Source organism: Streptomyces sp. NPDC006476, from assembly GCF_040612015.1.
Taxonomy (GTDB): domain Bacteria; phylum Actinomycetota; class Actinomycetes; order Streptomycetales; family Streptomycetaceae; genus Streptomyces; species Streptomyces griseorubiginosus_B.
Window position 1 is genome coordinate 196,523 of sequence record NZ_JBEXPK010000009.1, and the last position, 20,303, is coordinate 216,825.

Below are 20,303 nucleotides of genomic sequence, written 5' to 3' on the forward strand. Positions count from 1 at the left end.
GCACTTCAAGAGTTTTCTGACAGTCAGTCAGATTTCTTCGCGCGAACCCTTCACAGTTGCCGCGCCCTTTGCTCTGATGACCGGCGAACCGACGGATGCGCCTTTCGTGGTCATGGCTGCCGGGGTCAGGAGGAGCGGTGGAGTACAACCTTGCGGACCTGTTCGAGTCGGTCGTCGACGCGGTGCCGGACCGCGAGGCCCTGGTGTACATCGACCACCCCGGCACGGGCGCGGAACGCCGGCTGACGTACGCGGAGCTGGACGCGGCGGCGAACAGGATCGGGCACCATCTGATCGACGCGGGGATCCGGCCGGGCGAGCATCTCGGCCTGCACCTCTACAACGGGGTCGAGTACCTGCAGACCGTGCTCGGCTGCCTCAAGGCGCGGGTCGTACCGGTCAACGTCAACTACCGCTACGTCGAAGAGGAGTTGGTGTACCTCTACCGGGACGCCGATCTCGTCGCCCTCGTCTTCGACGCGGAGTTCGGCGACCGGGTGGCGGCCGCGCTGCCGCAGTGCCCGAAGCTGCGGCATCTCGTCCGGGTGGGGGAAGCGGCCGACATGGCCTCCGTGCTGTCCTTCTCCGAGGCGGAGGCGGGGAGTTCGGCCGAGCGCGGGTTCCCCGCGCGGTCGGGGGACGACCAGTTCATCATCTACACGGGCGGCACGACCGGAATGCCCAAGGGTGTGATGTGGCGTCAGGAGGACCTGTTCTTCTCGGGACTGGGCGGTGGCGCGCCGACCGGTGAGCCGGTCAAGAAGCCGGAGGAGCTGGCCGAGCGGGTGGCCGCCGGGGGCAGCGGGATCACGTTCTTCCCCACTCCCCCACTGATGCACGGCACCTCCACCCTCACCTCCTTCATCGGCTTCAACTTCGGCCAACGAGTCGTCATCCACCGCAAGTTCGTGCCCGAGGAGGTGCTGCGCACCGTCGAGAAGGAGAAGGTCACCAGCATGTCCCTGGTCGGCGACGCGATGCTGCGGCCGCTGATCGACGCGCTGAAGGGGCCGATGAAGGGTACGGACTGCTCCTCGGTGTTCAGCGTCTCCTCCTCCGGCGCGGTGATGTCGGAGACGGTGCGCCGGCAGTTCCAGGAGCTGCTCCCGGGCGCCATGCTGCTCAACAACTACGGCTCCTCAGAGTCCGGCTTCAACGGCACGGCAACGGCGGACTCCGGGGCCGGACAGAGCTTCCGCATCCGCGTCAACGCCCGTACGCAGGTCGTCGACCCGGCCACACACGAGGCGGTCGCGGTGGGTGAGGTGGGCCGGGTCGCCCAGTGCGGCCATGTGCCGCTCGGCTACTACAACGACCCCCGGAAGACCGCCGAGACCTTCTTCGAGAAGGACGGCCAGCGCTGGGTGCTGCTCGGCGACATGGCCACGGTGGACGAGGAGGGCGTGGTCACCGTCCTGGGCCGTGGCTCGCAGTGCATCAACACCGGGGGCGAGAAGGTGTACCCGGAGGAGGTCGAGCAGGCGCTGAAGTCCCACCCGGACGTGTACGACGCGCTGGTGGCCGGGGTGCCGGACGCGCAGTGGGGGAACCACGTGGCCGCTGTGGTCCAGCTGCGCGAGGGCGCGTCGCGGCCGTCCCTGGAGGACATCCAGTCGCACTGCCGCACCCATCTCGCCGGCTACAAGATCCCACGCCAGCTGGTGATCGCCGAGACGATACGGCGTTCTCCCAGCGGCAAGGCGGACTACCGGTGGGCCAAGGAAGTGGCGGTGGCGGCGGATCGGTAGGGGGCGAGGGGCTCGTGGGAAGGGGGCGCGGGCAGGGCACCGTGTGGTGCCCGGTTCGCGGGGGTGATGCGGGGGCAGGGCCGCAGGCAGGCGTAGTCTTTGCGGGCGGTTGACCCGGGTGTTTGAACGCGGGGTTACGTGGGGCCGTACGCGAGGTTGGTGGCCCTGGCCTGCAGGTCCGGTCCGCCGTGTCAGCACCGCGCTCCGCATGGAAGGACCCTCGGGTGTCGCACCTCACGCCCCCTCGCCAACTGCCGACTGCCGATCCCACGGCGCCGGACCCGGCGGAGGAGGCCTCGACCGCCCCGACGGCGACCGACCCGGAGCCGGGTGCCGTAGCCGACGTACGGACGAGGGGCGAACGGGTGTCCGACTCGACGGACGACGCGCCCGCAGCGGACGCGGAGACGAAGACGGAGACGGCGCAGGAAGACCCCGAGCGGGGAACAGATAACGCAGCGGAGGTAACGGCAGACCGGGCAGAGGACGGAGAAACGCCGTCCACCGAGGCCGCCGTCCCGCCCACGACCCCCACCAGCGCCGCCATACCTGAGAAGTCCACCGGCGGGACGGCCGCCGCATCGGCCGCCGTGACCGCCGATGAACCCCAGACCGAGCCGAGTGACGAATCCGTCTCCCCGGCCGCGGACGAAGTCGCCACCGCGGCCGACGACGAGCCTCCCACCGAGACGACGGCCGCCCCCACCCCAGACGCGACCGCCCCCGCCCCGGACGCGGCCGCCTCCTCCCCCGGCACCCGCCCCGGCTGGTTCGGGTGGCGGCGGCGTTACCCCCGTGCCGCGGGTGTCGTGCGGGTGGGGACGACCGTGTTGGCCGCTGTGTTCGTGATCGTCGCGGATCTCGTGCCGGACAGGCTCGACCGGATCACCCTCCAGTCGGTCATCCGTCTCCCCGTCGAGCCGATCCTCCTCGCGATCGTGCTGCTCGCCCTGCCCGCGAAGGCGCGGCGCGTCGGAGCCGTCGTCGCGGGCGCCTTCCTCGGTCTGACCACCGTGCTGAAGTTCATCGACATGGGCTTCTACCAGACCCTCGCCCGGCCGTTCGACCTGGTCTTCGACTGGACCCTGTTCAGCGACGGCGCGGACTGGGTGAAGGACTCCTTCGGCCGCTCGGGCGAGGTGCTCGCGGTCATCGGCGTCATCGTCCTGTTCATCGCGGTGCTCGTGCTGAGCGCGCTCGCGGTGCTGCGGCTGGCGGACACGATGGGCCGGCACCGCTCCACGGCCGTCGGCACCACGCTCGTCCTCGGCACCGTGTGGATCACCTGTTTCACGTTGAGCGTGGAGTTCGGCAGCGTTCCGTTCGCGACGAAGGGCTACAGTCAGTTCCTCGCCCACCGCATGCAGTCCGTCAGCGACGGACTGGGAGACGCGAAGGTCTTCGCAAAGCAGCTCCACGTCGACAAGTACGCCAACACCCCGTCCGACCAGCTGCTGACCGGGCTGCGCGGCAAGGACGTGATGTTCACCTTCATCGAGAGCTACGGGCGGGTGGCCATCGACGATCCGGCGATGGCACCGGAGATCGACGCGACCCTCCAGCAGGGTGACGCCAGGCTGAAGGCGGCCGGCTTCGCCTCCCGCAGTGGCTGGCTGCGGTCGCCGGTCACGGGCGCCGGCAGCTGGCTCGCGCACTCGACGTTCCTGTCCGGGCTGTGGATCAAGAACCAGGAGCGGTACCGGACGCTGACGACCAGCGACCGCGCGACCCTGACCCGCTACTTCCAGAAGACCGGTGCCTGGCGCACGGTCGGAATCGTCCCGGGTGTGCGCAAGTCCTGGCCGGAGGGCAAGTACTTCGGCCTCGACCACATCTACGACTCCACGCACCTCGGCTACCAGGGGCCGTACTTCAGCTGGACGCCGGTGCCGGACCAGTTCAGCCTGGAGGCCTTCCAGAAGCTGGAGCACGGCAAGAAGAACCGCGACCCGATCATGGCGGAGATCATCCTGGCCTCCAGCCACAACCCCTGGTCGCCCATCGCCCACATGATCGACTGGAAGGACCTCGGGGACGGAAAGATCTTCTACAAGATCAAGAAGGAGGGCACGAACCCCACGGAGGTCTGGAAGAGCGCGTCGCGCGTGCGGACCGAGTACCGGAAGGCGATCCAGTACTCCCTGGACAGCCTGACCGAGTGGATGCAGCGCTACGGCGACGACAACACCGTCCTCGTCTTCCTCGGCGACCACCAGCCGGTCCCGACGGTCACCCGGGGCACCGCCAACAGGGACGTCCCGGTCACCATCGTCGCCCGCGACCCCAAGGTGCTCGACCGCGTCGCGAACTGGGGCTGGACGGACGGCCTCAAGCCCGCGCCCAACGCCCCCGAGTGGACCATGGACACGTTCCGCGACCGCTTCATGGCGGCATACGGCCCGAACGGCGGGTGATGACACCCCGGGCCGGCCGGAAGCCTCCGGACGGCGTAGCAGGACGCGCCCGGGCGGGGCGGGGTCCCTAGGGTCGGATCACGGTGACGGAGGTCACCGCGCCCGAAGGGACCCCCCATGAACACAGGCATACGCGCGCTCACCACCGCCGCGCTGACGATCCTCGTGACCACCGGTCCGACGGCCGTGGCCGCCCACGCGCAGAACAACCTGAACTGCAGTGACTTCGCCACTCAGGAGGACGCCCAGGCGGAGTTCAACCGCGATCCCAGCGACCCCAACCGCCTGGACGCGGACAACGACGGCATCGCCTGCGAGGACCTGCCGCACCGAAGTGCCACCGCCGTCCCCTCCACCCTGCTGCCCACGCGAGGCGTCAACGGCGGTGTCGGCGGTAGCCAGGGGCCCGCCGGCTTCGAGGTGGCGGGTGGGGTCGGGCTGACCGTGCTCGGGGTGGGGCTCGCCGCCGGTCATTTTCTGCTGCGGCGCCGCCGCGCAACGGCGTGGGCGCAGCGGCGTCACTGAGCCACGACGTCTCCTTCCGGCTCGGCGGCCGGCGGCCCGGAGACGTCCCGCCCGTCCAGGAAACGCGTGACCCGGCAGGCGAACCAGTCGGGGTCATCCAGCCAAGGGTAGTGCGCCGCGCCGGGCTGGACGGTGAAGTCGGCATTCGGGAACGCGTCGGCGGCGGCGCGGGCCAGTTCGGGGCAGGGGCCGCCGTCGAGTTCTCCGGCGAGGACAAGGACCGGAGCGGTGACGCGGGCGAGTGCGGCGCTGGTGGCGGGTGGGTCGTAGGCGCCCTCGGAGCCGTACACCTCGAAGGCCTCGTCGTTGAACTGTTCGTCCCCGCGCGCCATGTGCAGTCGAGCCGTATCGTCCCAGCGGCCGTAGAAGAAGGGCGCGCACGCGGGGTCGTAGTCGGATCGCCCCGCCAGCCACCGCTCGAGGGCCGGGAACGCCTCCGGGAACCACGGCTCGCCGCTCCTCAGCCGTGCCGCCGCCAGCCGCTGCTCGGCGGTCGCCGGCATGCCCAGCGCCCACGGAGTGGCGGTCACCAGCACCAGCCTCGCCACCCGCTCCGGGTACCGGGCCACGTACAGCATCGCGAGGCTGCCGCCCGCCGAGTGGGCGAGGACGTCCATCCGGTCGAGTCCCAGGTGCACGCGCAGGGCCTCCACGTCGGCCACGAGCCGGTCGCAGCGGTACGAGCCCAGATCGGCCGGTGTCGCGGAGTCGCCCGTGCCGCGCAGGTCGAGCAGGACCAGACGGCGGCGTGCGGAGAGACCGCCCAGGTCGCCGAGGTAGGCGGAGGCCTGCATCGGGCCGCCGGGCAGGACGACGAGCGGGGCGCCCTCGCCTCGCAGGTGGTAGGCGAGCTCGGTCCCGTCGGCGGCGGTGAAGGTCGGCATGGGCCGATCTTCACCGGCGGCGGAACGGCGCCGCAACGGAGTTCCAGAAAACGCAGTCAGACCTCTTGCCTGCGCCTGGACGGCCTGAATTACTGATCCCGAACAGCTCGACCGAATGATCGGTCGTCCGGATTGATGCGGTTGGTTAGGGAGAAGTCCCCATGGCGGATGCGACGGAGCTGCTGGACGCGGGGGAAAGGCTGGACGCCGGGGCATTGCGGACGCTGCAGCTGGAGCGGCTGCGCGCCTCGCTGCGGCACGCCTACGAGCACGTGCCCTTCTACCGGGAGTCCTTCGACAAGGCCGGCGTCCACCCGGACGACTGCCGGTCCCTGGCCGACCTGGCCCGCTTCCCGTTCACCACGAAGGCCGACCTGCGCGAGAACTACCCGTACGGCATGTTCGCCGTGCCCCGGGACCGCGTCCGCCGCATCCACGCCTCCAGCGGCACCACCGGCCGCCCGACCATCGTCGGCTACACGGACAACGACCTCTCCCTGTGGGCCGACATGGTGGCCCGCTCGATCCGCGCCGCGGGCGGCCGAGCGGGCGACACGGTCCATGTGGCGTACGGATACGGCCTGTTCACCGGCGGGCTGGGCGCGCACTACGGCGCCGAGCGGCTCGGCTGTACGGTCGTCCCCGCGTCCGGCGGTATGACGGTCCGTCAGGTGCAGCTGATCCAGGACCTGGAACCGCGGATCATCATGGTGACGCCGTCGTACATGCTCACGCTGCTCGACGAGTTCGAGCGACAGGGCGTCGATCCGCGCTCCACCTCGCTGCGGGTGGGCGTGTTCGGCGCCGAACCGTGGACCGAGGAGATGCGGCGGGAGATCGAGGAGCGGTTCGCGATCGACGCCGTGGACATATACGGGCTGTCGGAGGTGATCGGCCCGGGTGTCGCACAGGAGTGCGTGGAGACCAAGGACGGGCTGCACATCTGGGAAGACCACTTCTATCCGGAGGTCGTCGACCCGATCACCGGTGAGGTGCTGCCGGACGGTGCGGAGGGCGAGCTGGTCTTCACCTCGCTGACCAAGGAGGCCATGCCCGTCGTGCGGTACCGCACGCGCGATCTGACCCGGCTGCTGCCGGGGACGGCGCGGGTGTTCCGGCGCATGGAGAAGGTCACCGGCCGCAGTGACGACATGGTGATCCTGCGCGGGGTGAACCTCTTCCCGACGCAGATCGAGGAGATCGTGCTGCGCACGCCGGGCGTTGCGCCCCACTTCCAGCTGCGGCTGACCCGTGAGGGACGTCTGGACGCGCTCACCGTACGGGCCGAGGCCCGCCCGGATGCCGCACCGGAGGTCCGTGACGCGGCCGCGCGGGCCATCGCGGCGGCCGTCAAGGACGGCATCGGTGTCTCGGTGGCCGTCGAGATCGTCGAACCGGAGTCACTGGAACGGTCGGTGGGCAAGATCCGCCGGATCGTGGACCTGCGGCGCGCGTGACGGTGGGACGGGGGTCCCTGTCAGCACGCGACCCGCTCGCCAGGCACGGCGCAGGCTCCTCTCAGCCAGCGCCACTCATCAGGCACGGCGGAGGCCCTTGCCGGCCCCGCGACCCGCTCCCCGCGCTGACGGGAACTCCTGTCAACCCGCCGAGCCGGTCGCAGCCAAAGGTGCCAGGGGCGGCCGGGTGATTCCGGACAGGTCGCGGTAGACCACGCTGTTGCGGTCGGTGACGGAGCGGCCGAGCGCGTGGTGCGGCCACAGGCCCCCGGCCATGCGCCGGCTGCGCTCGCCCCACTCCAGGGCCTCGGCGCCGCGCGCCTTGAAGAAGTTGAGGGCGTAGCCGCCGGTGTGGACGCGCAGCAGGCTGAAGCCGCCGGGGTACTCCTTGGCGGCGCCGACCTCCTGCAGTGCCACGTGCGGCGCCTGGGGCAGCACGGTGCGCTTGTTGCGGTGGGTGTGGCCGGCGTGGTGGAGGAAGACGCCCGGGGTGGCGGCATAGGCCTCCAGGATGGCCCTGGCCTGGCGGCGGCCCAGGCGCTGGCCCGCGCCGACGGGGAAGAGCGAGTCCCGTACGGTCAGCGGATGGTGGCCGAAGACGACGGTGGGCTGCTCCCGCTGCTCGCGCAACCGGCCGCGGAACCAGGCAAGTTGCTCGGCGCCGAGCCCACCGGAGTCGGCGCCGTTGCCGCGCTTCTCGTAGGTGTCGAGCCCGATGATGCGCAGCCCGCCCAGGTCGCGCTCGAAGTACCCCGGCTCGTCCGGCCGGCCGAAGCCGCTGCGGAAGGTGTCACCGTCGGACTCCTCGACCGCTCCGGGCCGGTCGTGATTGCCCCGGACGACGAAGTAGTCCCGTCCGTGCGTCCCGAAGCCGTCCAGGATGCCTCTGGCCCGCGCAAGATCGGCGACCGAGCCGCCGGCCGAGATGTCGCCCGCGGCCAGCAGCACGTCGGCCCCTCGTCTGCGGGCCTCCTGCACCAGGGCCCGGGTCATGAGCTCCGGGTAGGGCGCGAGCCCCGGCTGCTGGGAGATTCCGCGCATGAAGGGGATGCCGCCCACGAGCCCGGCGGTGGTCTCGCCGAGGTGCAGGTCGTTGCAGAGCGCGAGGGAGATCAGATGCCGGCCGGGCGGGGGCAGGGGCGTGGTGAAGGAGTACGGGCCGCCGTGCGAGCCCAGGCCGTGCAGGGAGGTGCCGGCGGCGTTGCCGCGGATCAGGTGCAGCGCGGTGGGCCGGGCGGCCACGCCCCGGGAGCGGGCCTGGTAGTAGTACGTCTGCCCGGGCTCCAGGCCAGTGAGTTCCACGTGGTGGTGGGCCGTGGGCAGGTCCTCGCCGGCGACCCGGTTGAGCCGGCCGGGATGGGTGCCGTAGACGACCTCGCCCTCGGTGAGGGCGGGCAGCATGTGCCCGAAGCCGTCGTCGGTGCCCGGCAGGCCGGTGTACCAGGTGATGATCGCGCGGTCCTCGATCAGGGTGACCAGTTCCAGATGGACGGCGGCGATCGGGTGGTGGTGCGGCAGTCGGGTGCGGGCGGCGGAGACGGCACGCAGCAGCGCCGGGGCGAGTAGTGCTCCGGAACGCAGCACCTCACAGGGGCCGGGGACTCCGGCGAGGGCGGCGAGAGGAGCGGGGAAGCAGCAACGCATGCCTGGTTTGTGTCCTCCTGCCGTAAACAGGAGCCATGCTACTGGCGGCCGTGCCGGGTACGAAACGGGTCTTTCCTGTGCATCGCATCACGTGCCCGGGCAGGGGCACGTCGGGTACCCGGGCTGCGCCGCATCATGCGCCGAGGCTGTCGCGCAGCTCTCGTTTCAGGATCTTCCCGCTGGCGTTGCGCGGGAGTTCGTCGACGAACACCACGCGCTTGGGGGCCTTGAAGTGCGACAACTGCTCGCGGGTGTGGGCGATGAGCTCTTCCTCGGTGACCTCGCCGCGCGGTACGACAACCGCCGTGACGGCCTCGACCCACCGCTCGTCGGGCAGGCCGATCACGGCGACCTCGGCGACCGCCTCATGGGTGTAGAGGGCGTCCTCGACCTGGCGTGAAGCGACCAGGACGCCACCGGAGTTGATGACGTCCTTCACCCGGTCGACGATCGTGTAGTAGCCGTGCGCATCGCGCACCGCGAGGTCGCCGGAGTGGAACCAGCCGTCCCGGAAGGCCTCCGCGGTCTCTTCCGGCTTGTCCCAGTAGCCCTCGCACAACTGCGGCGAGCGGTAGACGATTTCACCGGGCGTGCCGTCGGGGACGTCCTTGCCGTCCTCGTCGACCACGCGGGCGTCGACGAAGAGCACGGGCCGGCCGCAGGAGTCCATGCGGCCCTTGTGCTCGTCGGGGGAGAGGACGGTGGCCAGGGGGCCGATCTCGCTCTGGCCGAAGCAGTTGAAGAAGCCGAGCTTCGGCAGCCGTTCGCGCAGCCGCTCCAGGACGGGCACCGGCATGATCGAGGCGCCGTAGTAGGCCTTGCGGAGGCCGCTCAGGTCCCGGGTGGCGAAGTCGGGGCGGTTGGACAGACCGATCCAGACCGTCGGCGGGGCGAACAGGCTGTCCACGCGGCCCGCTTCGATCAGGTCGAAGAGGCGGTCGCCGTCGGGTGCGTCGAGGATGATGTTGGTGGCGCCGACGGCGATGTACGGCAGCAGGAACACATGCATTTGCGCCGAGTGGTAGAGCGGCAGGGAGTGCACGGGCCGGTCACCGGCGGACAGGTCCAGGGCGGTGATGGCACTGAGGTACTCGTGGACCAGCGCGCGGTGCGTCATCATCGCGCCCTTGGGCAGGGCGGTCGTACCGGAGGTGTACAGCAGCTGCACCAGGTCCTCGGTGCGCGGTTCGGGGCCGTCGTACGCGGGCGCGGTCGCGAGCCGGGCGAGCAGGGAGTCGTCGGTGTCGCGCAGCGGCAGGGTCCGGACGTCGTCGGCGAGTCGGTCCGCGAGGTCGGGGTCGGTGAGGACGAGCGAGCTGCCCGACTGGCCGACGATGTAGGCGAGATCGTCGCCGGTCAGGTTCTGGTTGACCGGGACGTGGACGAGGCCGGCGCGGGCGCAGGCGAGGAAGGCGATCAGGTAGGCGTCGGAGTTGTGGCCGTAGGCGCCGACCCGGTCGCCCCGCTCCAGCCCCTGGCCGAGCAGGACGCTCGCCGCGCGGGAGACGGCCTCGTCGAGTTCGCCGTACGTCCATGACCGCTCGCCGTACTCCACCGCGACCCGCGCGGGGGTGCGCCGGGCGCTGCGCCGCAGCACCCCGTCAACCGTGCTGCCCTGTCCCTGCGTCATGACTCATGATCCTCGGTCCGTGGCCGGGGCAGGTCAAGCACGTTCGTACGGCCAATCGCTCCTTCCCCCGATGACGTTGGGAGACACCCTCGCGCATCCGCCCGAGACGACTGCTCATCGCGGCGTTAGCCCTGCTCACCGCATCCACCGCGGTGCCGGCCGCCGCGGCCGACCGACAGGCCCGTCAGGAGAATCCGGCACACGGCGGACTGTCCGCCGTGATCCGCTACACCGAGTACGGCATTCCGCACATCGTCGCCGAGGACTACCCGGACCTCGGCTTCGGCACCGGCTGGGCGCAGGCCGCCGACCAGGTGTGCACGCTCGCCGACGGCTTCGTGACCGTGCGCGGCGAGCGCTCGCGCTACTTCGGAGCCGACGCGGCGACCGACTTCTCGCTCTCGTCGGCCGCCGACAACCTCTCCAGCGACCTGTACTTCCGTGGCGTGCGGGAGACCCGCACGGTGGAGAAGCTGCTCGCCGAACCGGCACCCCTGGGCCCGAGCAAGGACGCCAAGGACCTGATGCGGGGCTTCGCCGCCGGGTACAACGCCTGGCTGGCGCAGAACCGGATCAATGACCCGGCGTGCCGCGGTGCCGCCTGGGTGAGGCCGGTCACGACCACGGACGTGGCCGCCCGCTTCTACGCCATCTCGGTGCTCGGCGGCCAGGGTAGCGCCGTGGACGAGATCACCGACGCGCAGCCGCCCACCGGCACCGGCACCGGCACCGGCACCAAAGCCACCCTCGACGCCGAGGCTCTGATCAGGGCCGTGCGCGCCCGGACCGCCGACTCGGACATGGGGTCGAACGCCGTCGCCTTCAGCGGTGCCACCACGGCCAACGGACGGGGTCTGCTGCTGGGCAATCCGCACTACCCGTGGCACGGCGGGCGCCGCTTCTGGCAGGTGCAGCAGACCATCCCGGGCGAGCTGAACGTCGCCGGGGCCTCGCTGCTCGGCTCGCCGACCGTCTCCATCGGCTACAACTCCCGGGTGGCATGGAGCCACACCGTCGCGACCGGGGTTCCGTTCAACCTCACCCGGCTGACGCTCGACCCGGCCGACCCCACCGTCTATCTCGTCGACGGCAAGCCCGAGCGGATGACCAGGCGGACCGTCACGGTGGCGGTCAAGGACGGCGCCCCCGTGACCCGCACCCAGTGGTGGACCCGCTACGGCCCCGTCGTCGCCGACCCGCAGGGCGATCCGCCGCTGCCCTGGACGGCCACGACGGCCTACGCGCTCAACGATCCCAACGCCGCCAACCTGCGGTTCGCCGACACCTCGCTGGGCTTCAGCAAGGCACGCGGCACGGCGGACATCCTCACGTCCCTCGACCGGCACCAGGGGCTGCCGTGGGTGAACACCATTGCCGCGGACTCCTCGGGGCACTCCCTCTACACCCAGTCGCAGATCCTGCCCCGCATCACCGACGACCTCGCGGCGCGCTGCTCCACGGACCTCGGCAAGGTCACCTACGCGCAGGCGGGCCTGGCGGTCCTCGACGGCTCGCGGAGCGACTGCGGGCCCGGCAGTGACAAGGACGCCGTACAGCCCGGCACCTTCGGGCCTTCCCGGATGCCGACGCTTCTGGACGCCCCCTACGCGGAGAACTCCAACGGCAGCCCCTGGCTGACGAACGCCGACCACCCCCTCACGGGATACGAGCGCGTCTTCGGGGACATCGGCACTCAGCGCCAGCTGCGGACACGGGGTGCGATCGAGGACGTGGCGGCGCTGGCGAAGCGGGGCGGGCTCACGGTCCGGGACCTGCAGCGGCAGGAGTTCACCAACCGGGCGCCCGCGGGCGAGCTGGCGGCGGCCGACACGGCGAAGGCGTGTGCCGCGCTGCCCGGCGGCACCGGCAACGGCCATTGACGGCAAGGCGGTTGACGTCACCGAGGCATGCGGGGCGCTCGCGGCCTGGGACCGGACCATGAACACCGACAGCCGGGGCGCCCTGCTCTTCGACCGCTTCTGGCGCAGGCTGACGGCCACGGTGCCGGCGGCCCAGTTCTGGAAGGTGCCGTTCTCGGCGATGGACCCGGTCCACACACCGAACACGCTCAACACCGCCGCGCCCGGCTTCACCACGGCCCTCGCCGACACGGTCGGCGAGCTCCGGACGGCGGGCATCCCGCTCGACTCCCCGCTCGGGGACCACCAGTTCGTGGTGCGCAACAGCAAGCGCATCCCCGTCCCCGGCGGTACGGAGCGGCTGGGTGTGTGGAACAAGATCGAGCCGGCGTGGAACGCGGCGCGGGGCGGCTACACGGAGGTGACGACCGGCTCCAGCCACATCCAGGCCGTCGGCTGGGACGGCAGCGGCTGCCCGGTGGCCCGCACCCTGCTGACGTACGCCCAGTCCGAGAATCCCGACTCGCCGCACCACAGCGACCAGACCCGGCTGTTCTCGGGCGAGAAGTGGGTGACCGCCCGCTTCTGCGAGAAGGACATCCGGTCCTCGCCGGTCCTCAGGGTGATCCGGGTCCGGTCGTGACAGCCGCTCACACCGGACGGGTGCGGCCCTCCCAGTAGGGGTCCCGCAGCCGTCGCTTGTACAGCTTGCCGTTGGGGTCGCGGGGCATCTCGGAGATGAAGTCGACGCTCCTGGGCCGTTTGTAGCCGGCGAGTTGTCCGGCGCAGTGGGCGAGGAGGTCGGCGGCGAGGTCCGGTCCGGGTTCATGGCCCGGGGCCGGTTCCACGACCGCCTTGACCTCCTCGCCCCAGTCGTCGTGCGGGATGCCGAAGACGGCGGCGTCGGCGACGGCCGGGTGGGCGAGCAGGGCGGACTCGATCTCCGCGGGGTAGATGTTGACGCCACCGGAGATGATCATGTCGATCTTGCGGTCGCGGAGGAAGAGGTAGCCGTCCTCGTCGAGGTAGCCGAGGTCGCCGACGGTGAAGAAGTCGCCGATGCGGTTCTTCTTCGTCTTGGCCTCGTCCTTGTGGTAGGCGAAGCCGCCGGTGTTCATCTTCATGTAGACGGTGCCGAGTTCACCCGGCGGCAGCCGGTTGCCGTCGTCGTCGAAGACGGCGAGTTCGCTGATCGGCCAGGCCTTGCCGACCGTGCCGGGCTTCTTCAGCCAGTCCTCGGCGGTGGCGAAGGCACCGCCGCCCTCGCTGGCCGCGTAGTACTCCTCGACCGAGTCGCCCCACCAGTCGATCATGGCCCGCTTGACGTGGTCCGGACAGGGGGCCGCGCCGTGGATGGCGTGCCGCATGGACGAGACGTCGTAGGACCGCCTGACCGGCTCCGGAAGGGCGAGCAGGCGGTGGAACTGGGTGGGGACCATGTGCGTGTGCGTGCACTTGTGGGTGTCGATCAGGCGGAGCATCTCCTCGGGCGTCCACTTGTCCATCAGGACGAGGCGGTGCCCGATGTGCAGCGACGCGCCCGCGAACTGCAGTACCGCCGTGTGATAGAGCGGCGAGCAGACCAGGTGGACGTTGTCGTCGAACGGTTTGATGCCGAAGATGCCGAGGAAACCGCCGAGATACGCCTCCTCGGGACGCTTGCCGGGCAGCGGGCGGCGGATGCCGCGCGGACGACCGGTGGTGCCCGACGTGTAGTTCATGACCCAGCCGAGCTCGCGGTCGGAGGGCGCCGACTCCGGCTGTCCGTCGAGGAGTTCGGCGTAGGCCCGGAAGCCCTCGACCGTGCCGACGGCGTAGCGGTGGGTCGCCGGTAGGCCGGCCTCGTCGGCCGCGTGGCGGGCGGGGGCGGCGAAGCGCTCGTGGGAGATGAGCACCTTGGCGCCCGAGTCGGCGACGATCCAGCCGATCTCCGGACCGACGAAGTGGTGGTTGATCGGGACCAGGTAGAGGCCCGCCTGGCTGGCGGCCAGGTACGCGGTGAAGAACTCGGGGCCGTTCGGGAGGACGACCGCGAAGGCGTCCCCGCGTTCGAGACCGGCGGCGCGCAGGCCGTGGACGAGCTGGTTGGTGGCGGCGTGCAGGCGTCCGGCGGTCCACTCCTCGCCGTCGGGTGCGATCAGCACCGTGCGGTCGGGGTCGTAGGTGGCCTGGGCCCAGAATCCGGCGGGGGGCGTGCTGGTCACTTGCCGCTCCTTCCGGCGATGCGGTTGACGCGGTCGACGGCTTTCTCGAATCCGCGGGTGAGGTCGTCGAAGACGGCCTGGACACTGCGTTCGCTGGTCATCCGGCCGACGATCTGCCCCACGGGCGTGCCGAGCAGGGGCGCGACCTCGTACTTCTGGATGCGGGTGAGGGCCTCGGCGACGAGCAGGCCCTGCAGGGGCATGGGGAGGGTGCCGGGGCCGTTCGGGTCGTCCCAGGCGTCGGTCCACTCGGTGCGCAGCTGCCGGGCCGGTTTGCCAGTCAGGGCGCGGGAGCGGACGGTGTCGCCGGAGCCGGCGGCGAGCAGTTTCCTGGTCACCGCGGGCGAGGACATGTCGGCCTCCGTGCAGGTCAGCCAGAGGGAACCGAGCCATACGCCCTGGGCGCCGAGGGCGAGCGCGGCGGCGACCTGCTGCCCGCTGCCGATGCCGCCGGCGGCCAGCACGGGGAGCGGGTCGACGGCCTCGACGACCTCGGGGGTGAGCACCATGGAGGCGATCTCGCCCGTATGGCCGCCGGCCTCGTAGCCCTGGGCGACGACGATGTCGATGCCGCCCTCCTTGTGCTTGACCGCGTGCCGGGCGCTGCCCGCGAGGGCGGCGACGAGGACGTCGTGCTCGTGGGCGCGGGCGACGACGTCGGCGGGCGGGGAGCCGAGGGCGTTGGCGAGCAGCCGTATCGGATAGTCGAAGGCGACGTCGAGCTGGGTGCGGGCGACCTGCTCCATCCACCCGGTGATGCGCCACCCGGACGCCTCCCCCTCGGCAAGCTCGGGCACGCCGTACTTGGCGAGGGTGTCCTTGACGAACTGCCGGTGCCCCTCGGGGATCATCGCCTCCACGTCGGCCTCGGTGACGCCCTCCACCTTCTTGGCGGGCATGACGACGTCGAGGCCGTAGGGCTTGCCGTCGACGTGGGCCTCGATCCAGTCGAGGTCGCGTTTGAGGTCGTCGGGGGCGGTGTAGCGGACCGCGCCGAGCACACCGAAACCGCCGGCCCGGCTGATGGCCGCGGCGACGGCGGGGAACGGCGTGAAGCCGAAAATGGCGTGCTCGACTCCCAGTGTGTTGCTCAGCTCCGTCTGCATGGGCGCAGGATGCCGCAGTCCTCCGCCCGACGGAAGACTTTTTCTGACGCTCCATCAGATTTCTCCGGCGCCGGGCCCCTTGGGAGGCGCCGGCGCCGGTCCTGCTGCCGACGGGTCGCTAGATGTCGTGCCCCGGGCGCTCGAACGGGTCGAAGGACTCGTCGTCCTGCCGGACCACGCACAGGGCCCAGATGATGAACCCCGACATCGCGATCATCACGACCGACCACACCGGGTAGTACGGCAGCGAGAGGAAGTTGGCGATGATGATGAGCGCGGCGATCCCCACCCCGGCGACCCGCGCCCACGTCATGGCCTGGAACAGCCCGAAGCTGACGAGCACGCCGACCGCGCCCAGGATCAGATGGACCCAGCCCCAGCCGGTGAGGTCGAACTGGAAGACGTAGTTGCGGGTGTTGACGAAGATGTCGTCCGAGGCGATCGCCATGATCCCCCGGAAGACGGCCAGCAGTCCGGCGATCATGAGCATCACGGCCCCGAAGGTCATCAGCCCGCCGGCCCAGGCCTGCCGGGTGGCGTGCGCGTGTGCGGGGTGTGTGGCGGTCATGGTGCTGCCTCGATTCCTGTCGTCCGGTGCGCCTCAGAGGTGGCTCGCGGAGGAGCCGACGCCACCCGTGCGGTCGGAGGCGCCTGAACCGCTGAGGACCAGTTCCTTGGCCCGGCGGTAGTCGTCGTCCGTGATGTCGCCGCGGGAGCGCATCTCGGAGAGCTTGGCGAGATCGTCGACACGGCTGGACCCGCCGCCGCTCCTCGCCGTCTCCCGTACGTAGCTGTCGAAGGCCTCCTGCTGTGCGCGTGCCTGAGCGATCTCCCGGTGCCCCATGTTCTTGCCGCGGGCGATCACGTAGACGAAGACACCCAGGAAGGGCAGGACGATGACGAACACCAGCCAGCCCGCCTTGCCCCAGCCGCTCATCTCGTGGTCGCGGAAGATGTCGACGACGACCCGGAAGAGCAGGACGAACCACATGATCCACAGGAAGAACCACAGCATGGACCAGAAGACGCTCAGCAGCGGATAGTCGTACGCGAGGTACGTCGGCGCGTTCATGTCTCTCCTCCGTCCCGGGCACGGGCACGGCAGCCCGTCCGTCTGCTTTCAGCGTGGGCACGGCAAGCCGGTGGGGCATCACCCCGGGCGGGTGAGTCCGGAGGGCGCATCAGCCGCCGGAGCCCCTGCGGAGGCGGCGACCTGCACGGCGAAAAGGACGGCCAGCACGAGGCCGAGGACGAGGATCACCCCGCCGACCGTGGGGTGGTTCCACAGCACCAGGGCCAGGGCGCCGGCACCGGTCACCAGGCCGGTGATCCACTTCCCGTGGGTGTCCAGCCACCGTCCCGTGCCGCCCGTGCGCACTCCGGTCCGGCCCAGCGCCCGCCCGATGGCGTTGGTGCCGCGCCGGGCGAGCCCCCGCAGCCGGCGGGCGACACGGCCAGGACCGTACAGGTAGGCGACGAGCGCCGTGATCACGGCGACGACCAGAAGCGTCCGGGTGCTGTCGCGCAGGAAGCGGACGAAGGTGTCGTAGATCGCCGCGGCGGCGTCGGTGGGCAGGGTGTCCGAGGGGACCGCGTCGAGGTATACGCGTCGAAGGACGGCCAGCGCGACGAGCAGCACCACCGTCATCACGCCGATTCCCGAGGCCGTGATCAGCAGCATCAGCCGGTGCGCCGGAGCGGCCCACACGGCGCAGGCGGCCGTGACCAGGGTCAGTACGGGCAGCCAGGTGCCCAGGACGTCCAGCAGCCGCATGCCGTCCTGGGCCCTGCCGAGCTGCTCGGTGCGGAACAGAGTGATCGTCCGGTCGCTGTCCGGGATGGCGGCGGCCTTCTCGAAACCGGCGTCGACGAGCCGCTGCCGTACCTGGTCGACGACCGGGCCCAGGTCGAGCTGGACGGTGTCGCCCTCGGCACGCAGCGCACCGCTCCTGTCGCCGGTCAGCATGCGCACCACGGCGGCGTGGGCACGGCGGTTCGAGCCCTCCCAGGCCTGCCGGAAGGCGTCACTGGTGATCACGCGGCTCACGTTGCGGTGGACGACGCCCGTGACCGCGGAGCGCAGCGGGCCGGCCAGCGCCGTGGAGCCCTCGACGACACGGGGTGGGGCTCCCGACTTCCGCAGAGCGGTGGTGAGCGAGGCCGTGAGTGCTTCGACGTCGAGGTTGGACACGACACGACGGGTCAGCCGGTCGATGAGGACGTCCTGCACGGCCGGGTCGGAGGCGAGGGGCGCCACCGTCCGGACGTAGCGGGTGGTGTCGGCGACCTCGTCGTGGACCCAGGCCGCCACCAGGGCCAACGGTGTGAGCAGCATGGTCAGCACCAGCAGGACCGTGGCCACGGCGTGGCGGAGATGCCGGTGGCGGACGGTGGCCGCTCGGCGCAGCCGCTGGAACTCGGCGTGCTCGTCGGCGGACAGGACGTGAGCGGCTTGCGCGGTGCCGCTGTCGGCTTGTGGTGCGGAGACCTTGTCGGTACCCATGGGTCCCCCCCTGTCGTATGCAGCGGGGGCTCCCGGGACGAAGAGGCCGGCCCGCAAGCCCCCGCTTGTTGTCAGTCAGGTGCGGCGGGCCCGCCCCGGTTCGCCGTCAGGGCCCTGTGCAGGGCGCTTCGCCAGGCCAGGGCGAGGGCGAGTTCGGCCACGCCGAGCAGGACCAGCCACACTCCGAGCAGCCGGGTCAGGGCGCGGGCCGAGTCGGTGGGCGTGGCCAGCACCAGGATTCCGGCGACGCAGGCGAGCGCCGCGGCGCCCAGGACGAAGCCGCGATGCGGGAGGTCCCGGGCGGCCAGCGCGGTGTACACCGTCAGGATGCCGCCGACCAGCCAGACCGCCCCGACGATCAGGGACAGCGTGGCGACGGTCTGCAGCGGGTGGCGCAGACACAGCACACCCGCCAGCACGAACAGCACTGCCACCAGCAGGGCGGGCAGGCGGTCGCCGTGCTCGCGGCGGGAGAAGGCCGTGACGAACCGGAACACCCCGCCCACCAGCAGGTACAGCCCGATCAGCACCGCGAGGACATGCAGTGTCTCGTCCGGCCAGACCAGGACGATGACGCCGGGGATCACAGTGGCGATCGCCGAGGCGAGGATCCAGGTCCACGATCCGCCGAGACCCGCGAGGACGTCCGCCGGGTCGCCGGGCGGCGCGGGCCGCGCCGGGTCGCCGGGCGGATACTCCCGTGCGGTACGGGGTGCCGGGTCACGCGACACGGTCATGGCGCCTCCTCGCGTGATCGGGTGGGCCGCGACGGACCGCCGGCGGGGCCGTGCGCGCGGGACTCCCACCCGGCCAGCGTCCCGCCCGCCACCGGTCGCCGGGTCACCCCTCGCGGGTGATCCCCGTGCGCGGGTGCGGAGGTGAGGTGGGATGAGAACCGTTCCGGAGGTGTCACCATGTCCGCACACAGCCCGTTCACGTCCACCCTGTCGGTGCCGGACAGGGTCTCCTACGGCAAGAGCGAGCGCGGCCGTCTCCCGCGTTCGAGCCACGGCCGGTTCGACCCCGGGCCGGAGCGGCCGGACCCGATCGCCGTGATAGAGCGTCAGTCCGCCACGCGGGTGCCCGAGTTGGTGCCGATCCGCTACAGCCGGATGCTCGAATCACCGTTCCGCTTCTACCGCGGCGCCGCCGCCATCATGGCGACCGACCTGGGCGCACTGCCCCACAGCGGTCTGCGCGTGCAGCTGTGCGGGGACGCCCATCTGCTGAACTTCCGGATGCTGGCCTCTCCGGAACGGCACCTGGTGTTCGACATCAACGACTTCGACGAGACGTATCCCGGCCCGTTCGAGTGGGACGTCAAGCGCCTCGCGGCCAGCTTCGTGATCGCGGCCCGCGCCAACGGATTCCCGACCGCGGAGCAGGACCGTGCCGTCCGGGTCTGCGTGCGCGCCTACCGGGAGCGGATGCGGGAGTTCGCCGGCATGCGCACCCTCGACATCTGGTACGCCCTGGACGACGTGGACAAGCTTCGCGGACTGATGGCCTCCTCGATGGACAAGAAGGAGCGCCGCCGTACCGCGCGCGCGGCGGAGCAGGCTCGCACCCGCACCCATATGCAGGCCTTCGCCAAGCTCACGCATGACACCCCCGAGGGCCGGCGCATCGCCCCGGACCCGCCGCTGATCACCCCGTTCGCAGACCTGCAGACGGAGCCGGGCGAGGAAGGGCGTGAGAAGGAGCTGCACACCCTGGTGGAGGACTACGCGCCCACGCTGTCCTCGGAGCGACGGCACCTTCTGCGCCACTACCGGCTGGTCGACCTGGCCCGCAAGGTGGTGGGCGTCGGGAGTGTCGGCACCCGCTGCTGGATCCTGCTGCTGCTCGGCCGCGACGACGACGATCCCCTGCTGCTGCAGGCCAAGGAGGCGCAGGAGTCGGTCCTCGCGGCCCACGCGGGCGGCGAGGGGTTCGACAACCAGGGCCGCCGGGTGGTGACCGGGCAGCGGCTCATCCAGACGACCAGCGACATCTTCCTCGGCTACACCCACGTCGTCGGCCTCGACGGCCAGGAGCGGGACTTCTACGTACGACAGCTGCGGGACTGGAAGGGCATCGCCCGGCCCGAGACCATGGAGCCGGACATGCTGAACCTGTTCGCTCAGGTGTGCGGGGCCTCGCTGGCCCGGGCCCACGCCCGCTCCGGCGATCCCATCGCGATCGGCGCCTACCTGGGCTCCGGCGACGGCTTCGACCGCGCGCTCGTGGGATTCGCCCAGGCCTACGCCGACCAGAACGAGCGGGACTACGCGGCGCTCCGGGTCGCCGTGGACTCCGGCAGGGTCACCGCCGAGGCACTCTGACACCG

Annotated in this window: 14 protein-coding genes and 1 pseudogene; 6 read left to right on the plus strand and 9 right to left on the minus strand. The window is 71.1% G+C overall.

Annotation, left to right across the window (positions count from 1 at the left end):
• Positions 1 to 137: 137 nt before the first annotated feature.
• From ABZZ74_RS12965 to ABZZ74_RS12975, 3 genes are all read left to right on the plus strand, one after another.
• On the plus strand, positions 138 to 1,748 hold the full coding sequence (locus ABZZ74_RS12965) for an acyl-CoA synthetase (protein ID WP_356764097.1): 1,611 nt from the start codon (positions 138 to 140) through the stop codon (positions 1,746 to 1,748).
• 815 nt (positions 1,749 to 2,563) lie between these two features.
• A complete protein-coding gene (locus tag ABZZ74_RS12970) occupies positions 2,564 to 4,162 on the plus strand; it encodes a sulfatase (RefSeq protein ID WP_356764172.1) in 1,599 nt (532 codons plus the stop codon).
• Between the two features lie 117 nt (positions 4,163 to 4,279).
• The gene (locus tag ABZZ74_RS12975) at positions 4,280 to 4,687 is read left to right on the plus strand and encodes an excalibur calcium-binding domain-containing protein (protein ID WP_356764099.1); all 408 of its coding nucleotides are present in this window, start codon (positions 4,280 to 4,282) and stop codon (positions 4,685 to 4,687) included.
• Here ABZZ74_RS12975 and ABZZ74_RS12980 read toward each other — a convergent pair.
• Positions 4,681 to 5,571, minus strand: coding sequence for an alpha/beta hydrolase (locus ABZZ74_RS12980; RefSeq protein WP_356764101.1), 891 nt, complete (start codon positions 5,569 to 5,571; stop codon positions 4,681 to 4,683). The genes ABZZ74_RS12975 and ABZZ74_RS12980 overlap by 7 nt on opposite strands.
• Before the next feature lie 161 nt (positions 5,572 to 5,732).
• On the opposite strand from ABZZ74_RS12980, the gene paaK reads away from it, so the two are divergent.
• Positions 5,733 to 7,028: a phenylacetate--CoA ligase PaaK gene (paaK, locus tag ABZZ74_RS12985; RefSeq protein ID WP_356764103.1), complete on the plus strand. Its 1,296-nt coding sequence runs from the start codon at positions 5,733 to 5,735 to the stop codon at positions 7,026 to 7,028.
• 141 nt (positions 7,029 to 7,169) lie between these two features.
• Here paaK and ABZZ74_RS12990 read toward each other — a convergent pair whose 3' ends face one another.
• Together ABZZ74_RS12990 and ABZZ74_RS12995 are read right to left on the minus strand one after the other, a co-directional pair.
• Entirely contained in the window at positions 7,170 to 8,672 is a 1,503-nt protein-coding gene (locus ABZZ74_RS12990) for a metallophosphoesterase family protein (protein ID WP_356764105.1), read from the minus strand.
• 133 nt (positions 8,673 to 8,805) lie between these two features.
• The gene (locus tag ABZZ74_RS12995; protein WP_356764107.1) at positions 8,806 to 10,302 is read right to left on the minus strand and encodes an acyl-CoA synthetase; all 1,497 of its coding nucleotides are present in this window, start codon (positions 10,300 to 10,302) and stop codon (positions 8,806 to 8,808) included.
• Positions 10,303 to 10,397: 95 nt separating this feature from the next.
• On the opposite strand from ABZZ74_RS12995, the pseudogene ABZZ74_RS13000 reads away from it, so the two are divergent.
• Positions 10,398 to 12,804, plus strand: a pseudogene (locus tag ABZZ74_RS13000) (penicillin acylase family protein).
• A gap of 7 nt (positions 12,805 to 12,811) precedes the next feature.
• On the opposite strand, the gene ABZZ74_RS13005 reads toward ABZZ74_RS13000, so the two are convergent.
• From ABZZ74_RS13005 to ABZZ74_RS13030, 6 genes are all read right to left on the minus strand, one after another.
• Complete coding sequence (locus ABZZ74_RS13005; RefSeq protein WP_356764109.1) at positions 12,812 to 14,365, minus strand: acyl-CoA synthetase; 1,554 nt, start codon at positions 14,363 to 14,365, stop codon at positions 12,812 to 12,814.
• Complete coding sequence (locus ABZZ74_RS13010) at positions 14,362 to 15,471, minus strand: nitronate monooxygenase family protein (protein ID WP_133048440.1); 1,110 nt, start codon at positions 15,469 to 15,471, stop codon at positions 14,362 to 14,364. Before ABZZ74_RS13010 ends, ABZZ74_RS13005 begins: the two co-directional genes overlap by 4 nt.
• Before the next feature lie 118 nt (positions 15,472 to 15,589).
• Positions 15,590 to 16,039 (minus strand): hypothetical protein, encoded by a 450-nt coding sequence (locus ABZZ74_RS13015; protein ID WP_356764112.1) that lies wholly within the window; start codon positions 16,037 to 16,039, stop codon positions 15,590 to 15,592.
• A 33-nt stretch (positions 16,040 to 16,072) separates the two neighbouring features.
• A complete protein-coding gene (locus tag ABZZ74_RS13020) occupies positions 16,073 to 16,543 on the minus strand; it encodes a PLD nuclease N-terminal domain-containing protein (protein ID WP_356764114.1) in 471 nt (156 codons plus the stop codon).
• A 78-nt stretch (positions 16,544 to 16,621) separates the two neighbouring features.
• Positions 16,622 to 17,974: a hypothetical protein gene (locus tag ABZZ74_RS13025; RefSeq protein ID WP_356764116.1), complete on the minus strand. Its 1,353-nt coding sequence runs from the start codon at positions 17,972 to 17,974 to the stop codon at positions 16,622 to 16,624.
• A gap of 71 nt (positions 17,975 to 18,045) precedes the next feature.
• Complete coding sequence (locus ABZZ74_RS13030) at positions 18,046 to 18,711, minus strand: HdeD family acid-resistance protein (RefSeq protein WP_356764118.1); 666 nt, start codon at positions 18,709 to 18,711, stop codon at positions 18,046 to 18,048.
• Positions 18,712 to 18,888: 177 nt separating this feature from the next.
• Between ABZZ74_RS13030 and ABZZ74_RS13035 the strand changes: the two genes are divergently transcribed.
• Complete coding sequence (locus ABZZ74_RS13035) at positions 18,889 to 20,298, plus strand: DUF2252 domain-containing protein (protein ID WP_356764120.1); 1,410 nt, start codon at positions 18,889 to 18,891, stop codon at positions 20,296 to 20,298.
• The last annotated feature ends 5 nt before the right edge of the window (positions 20,299 to 20,303 follow it).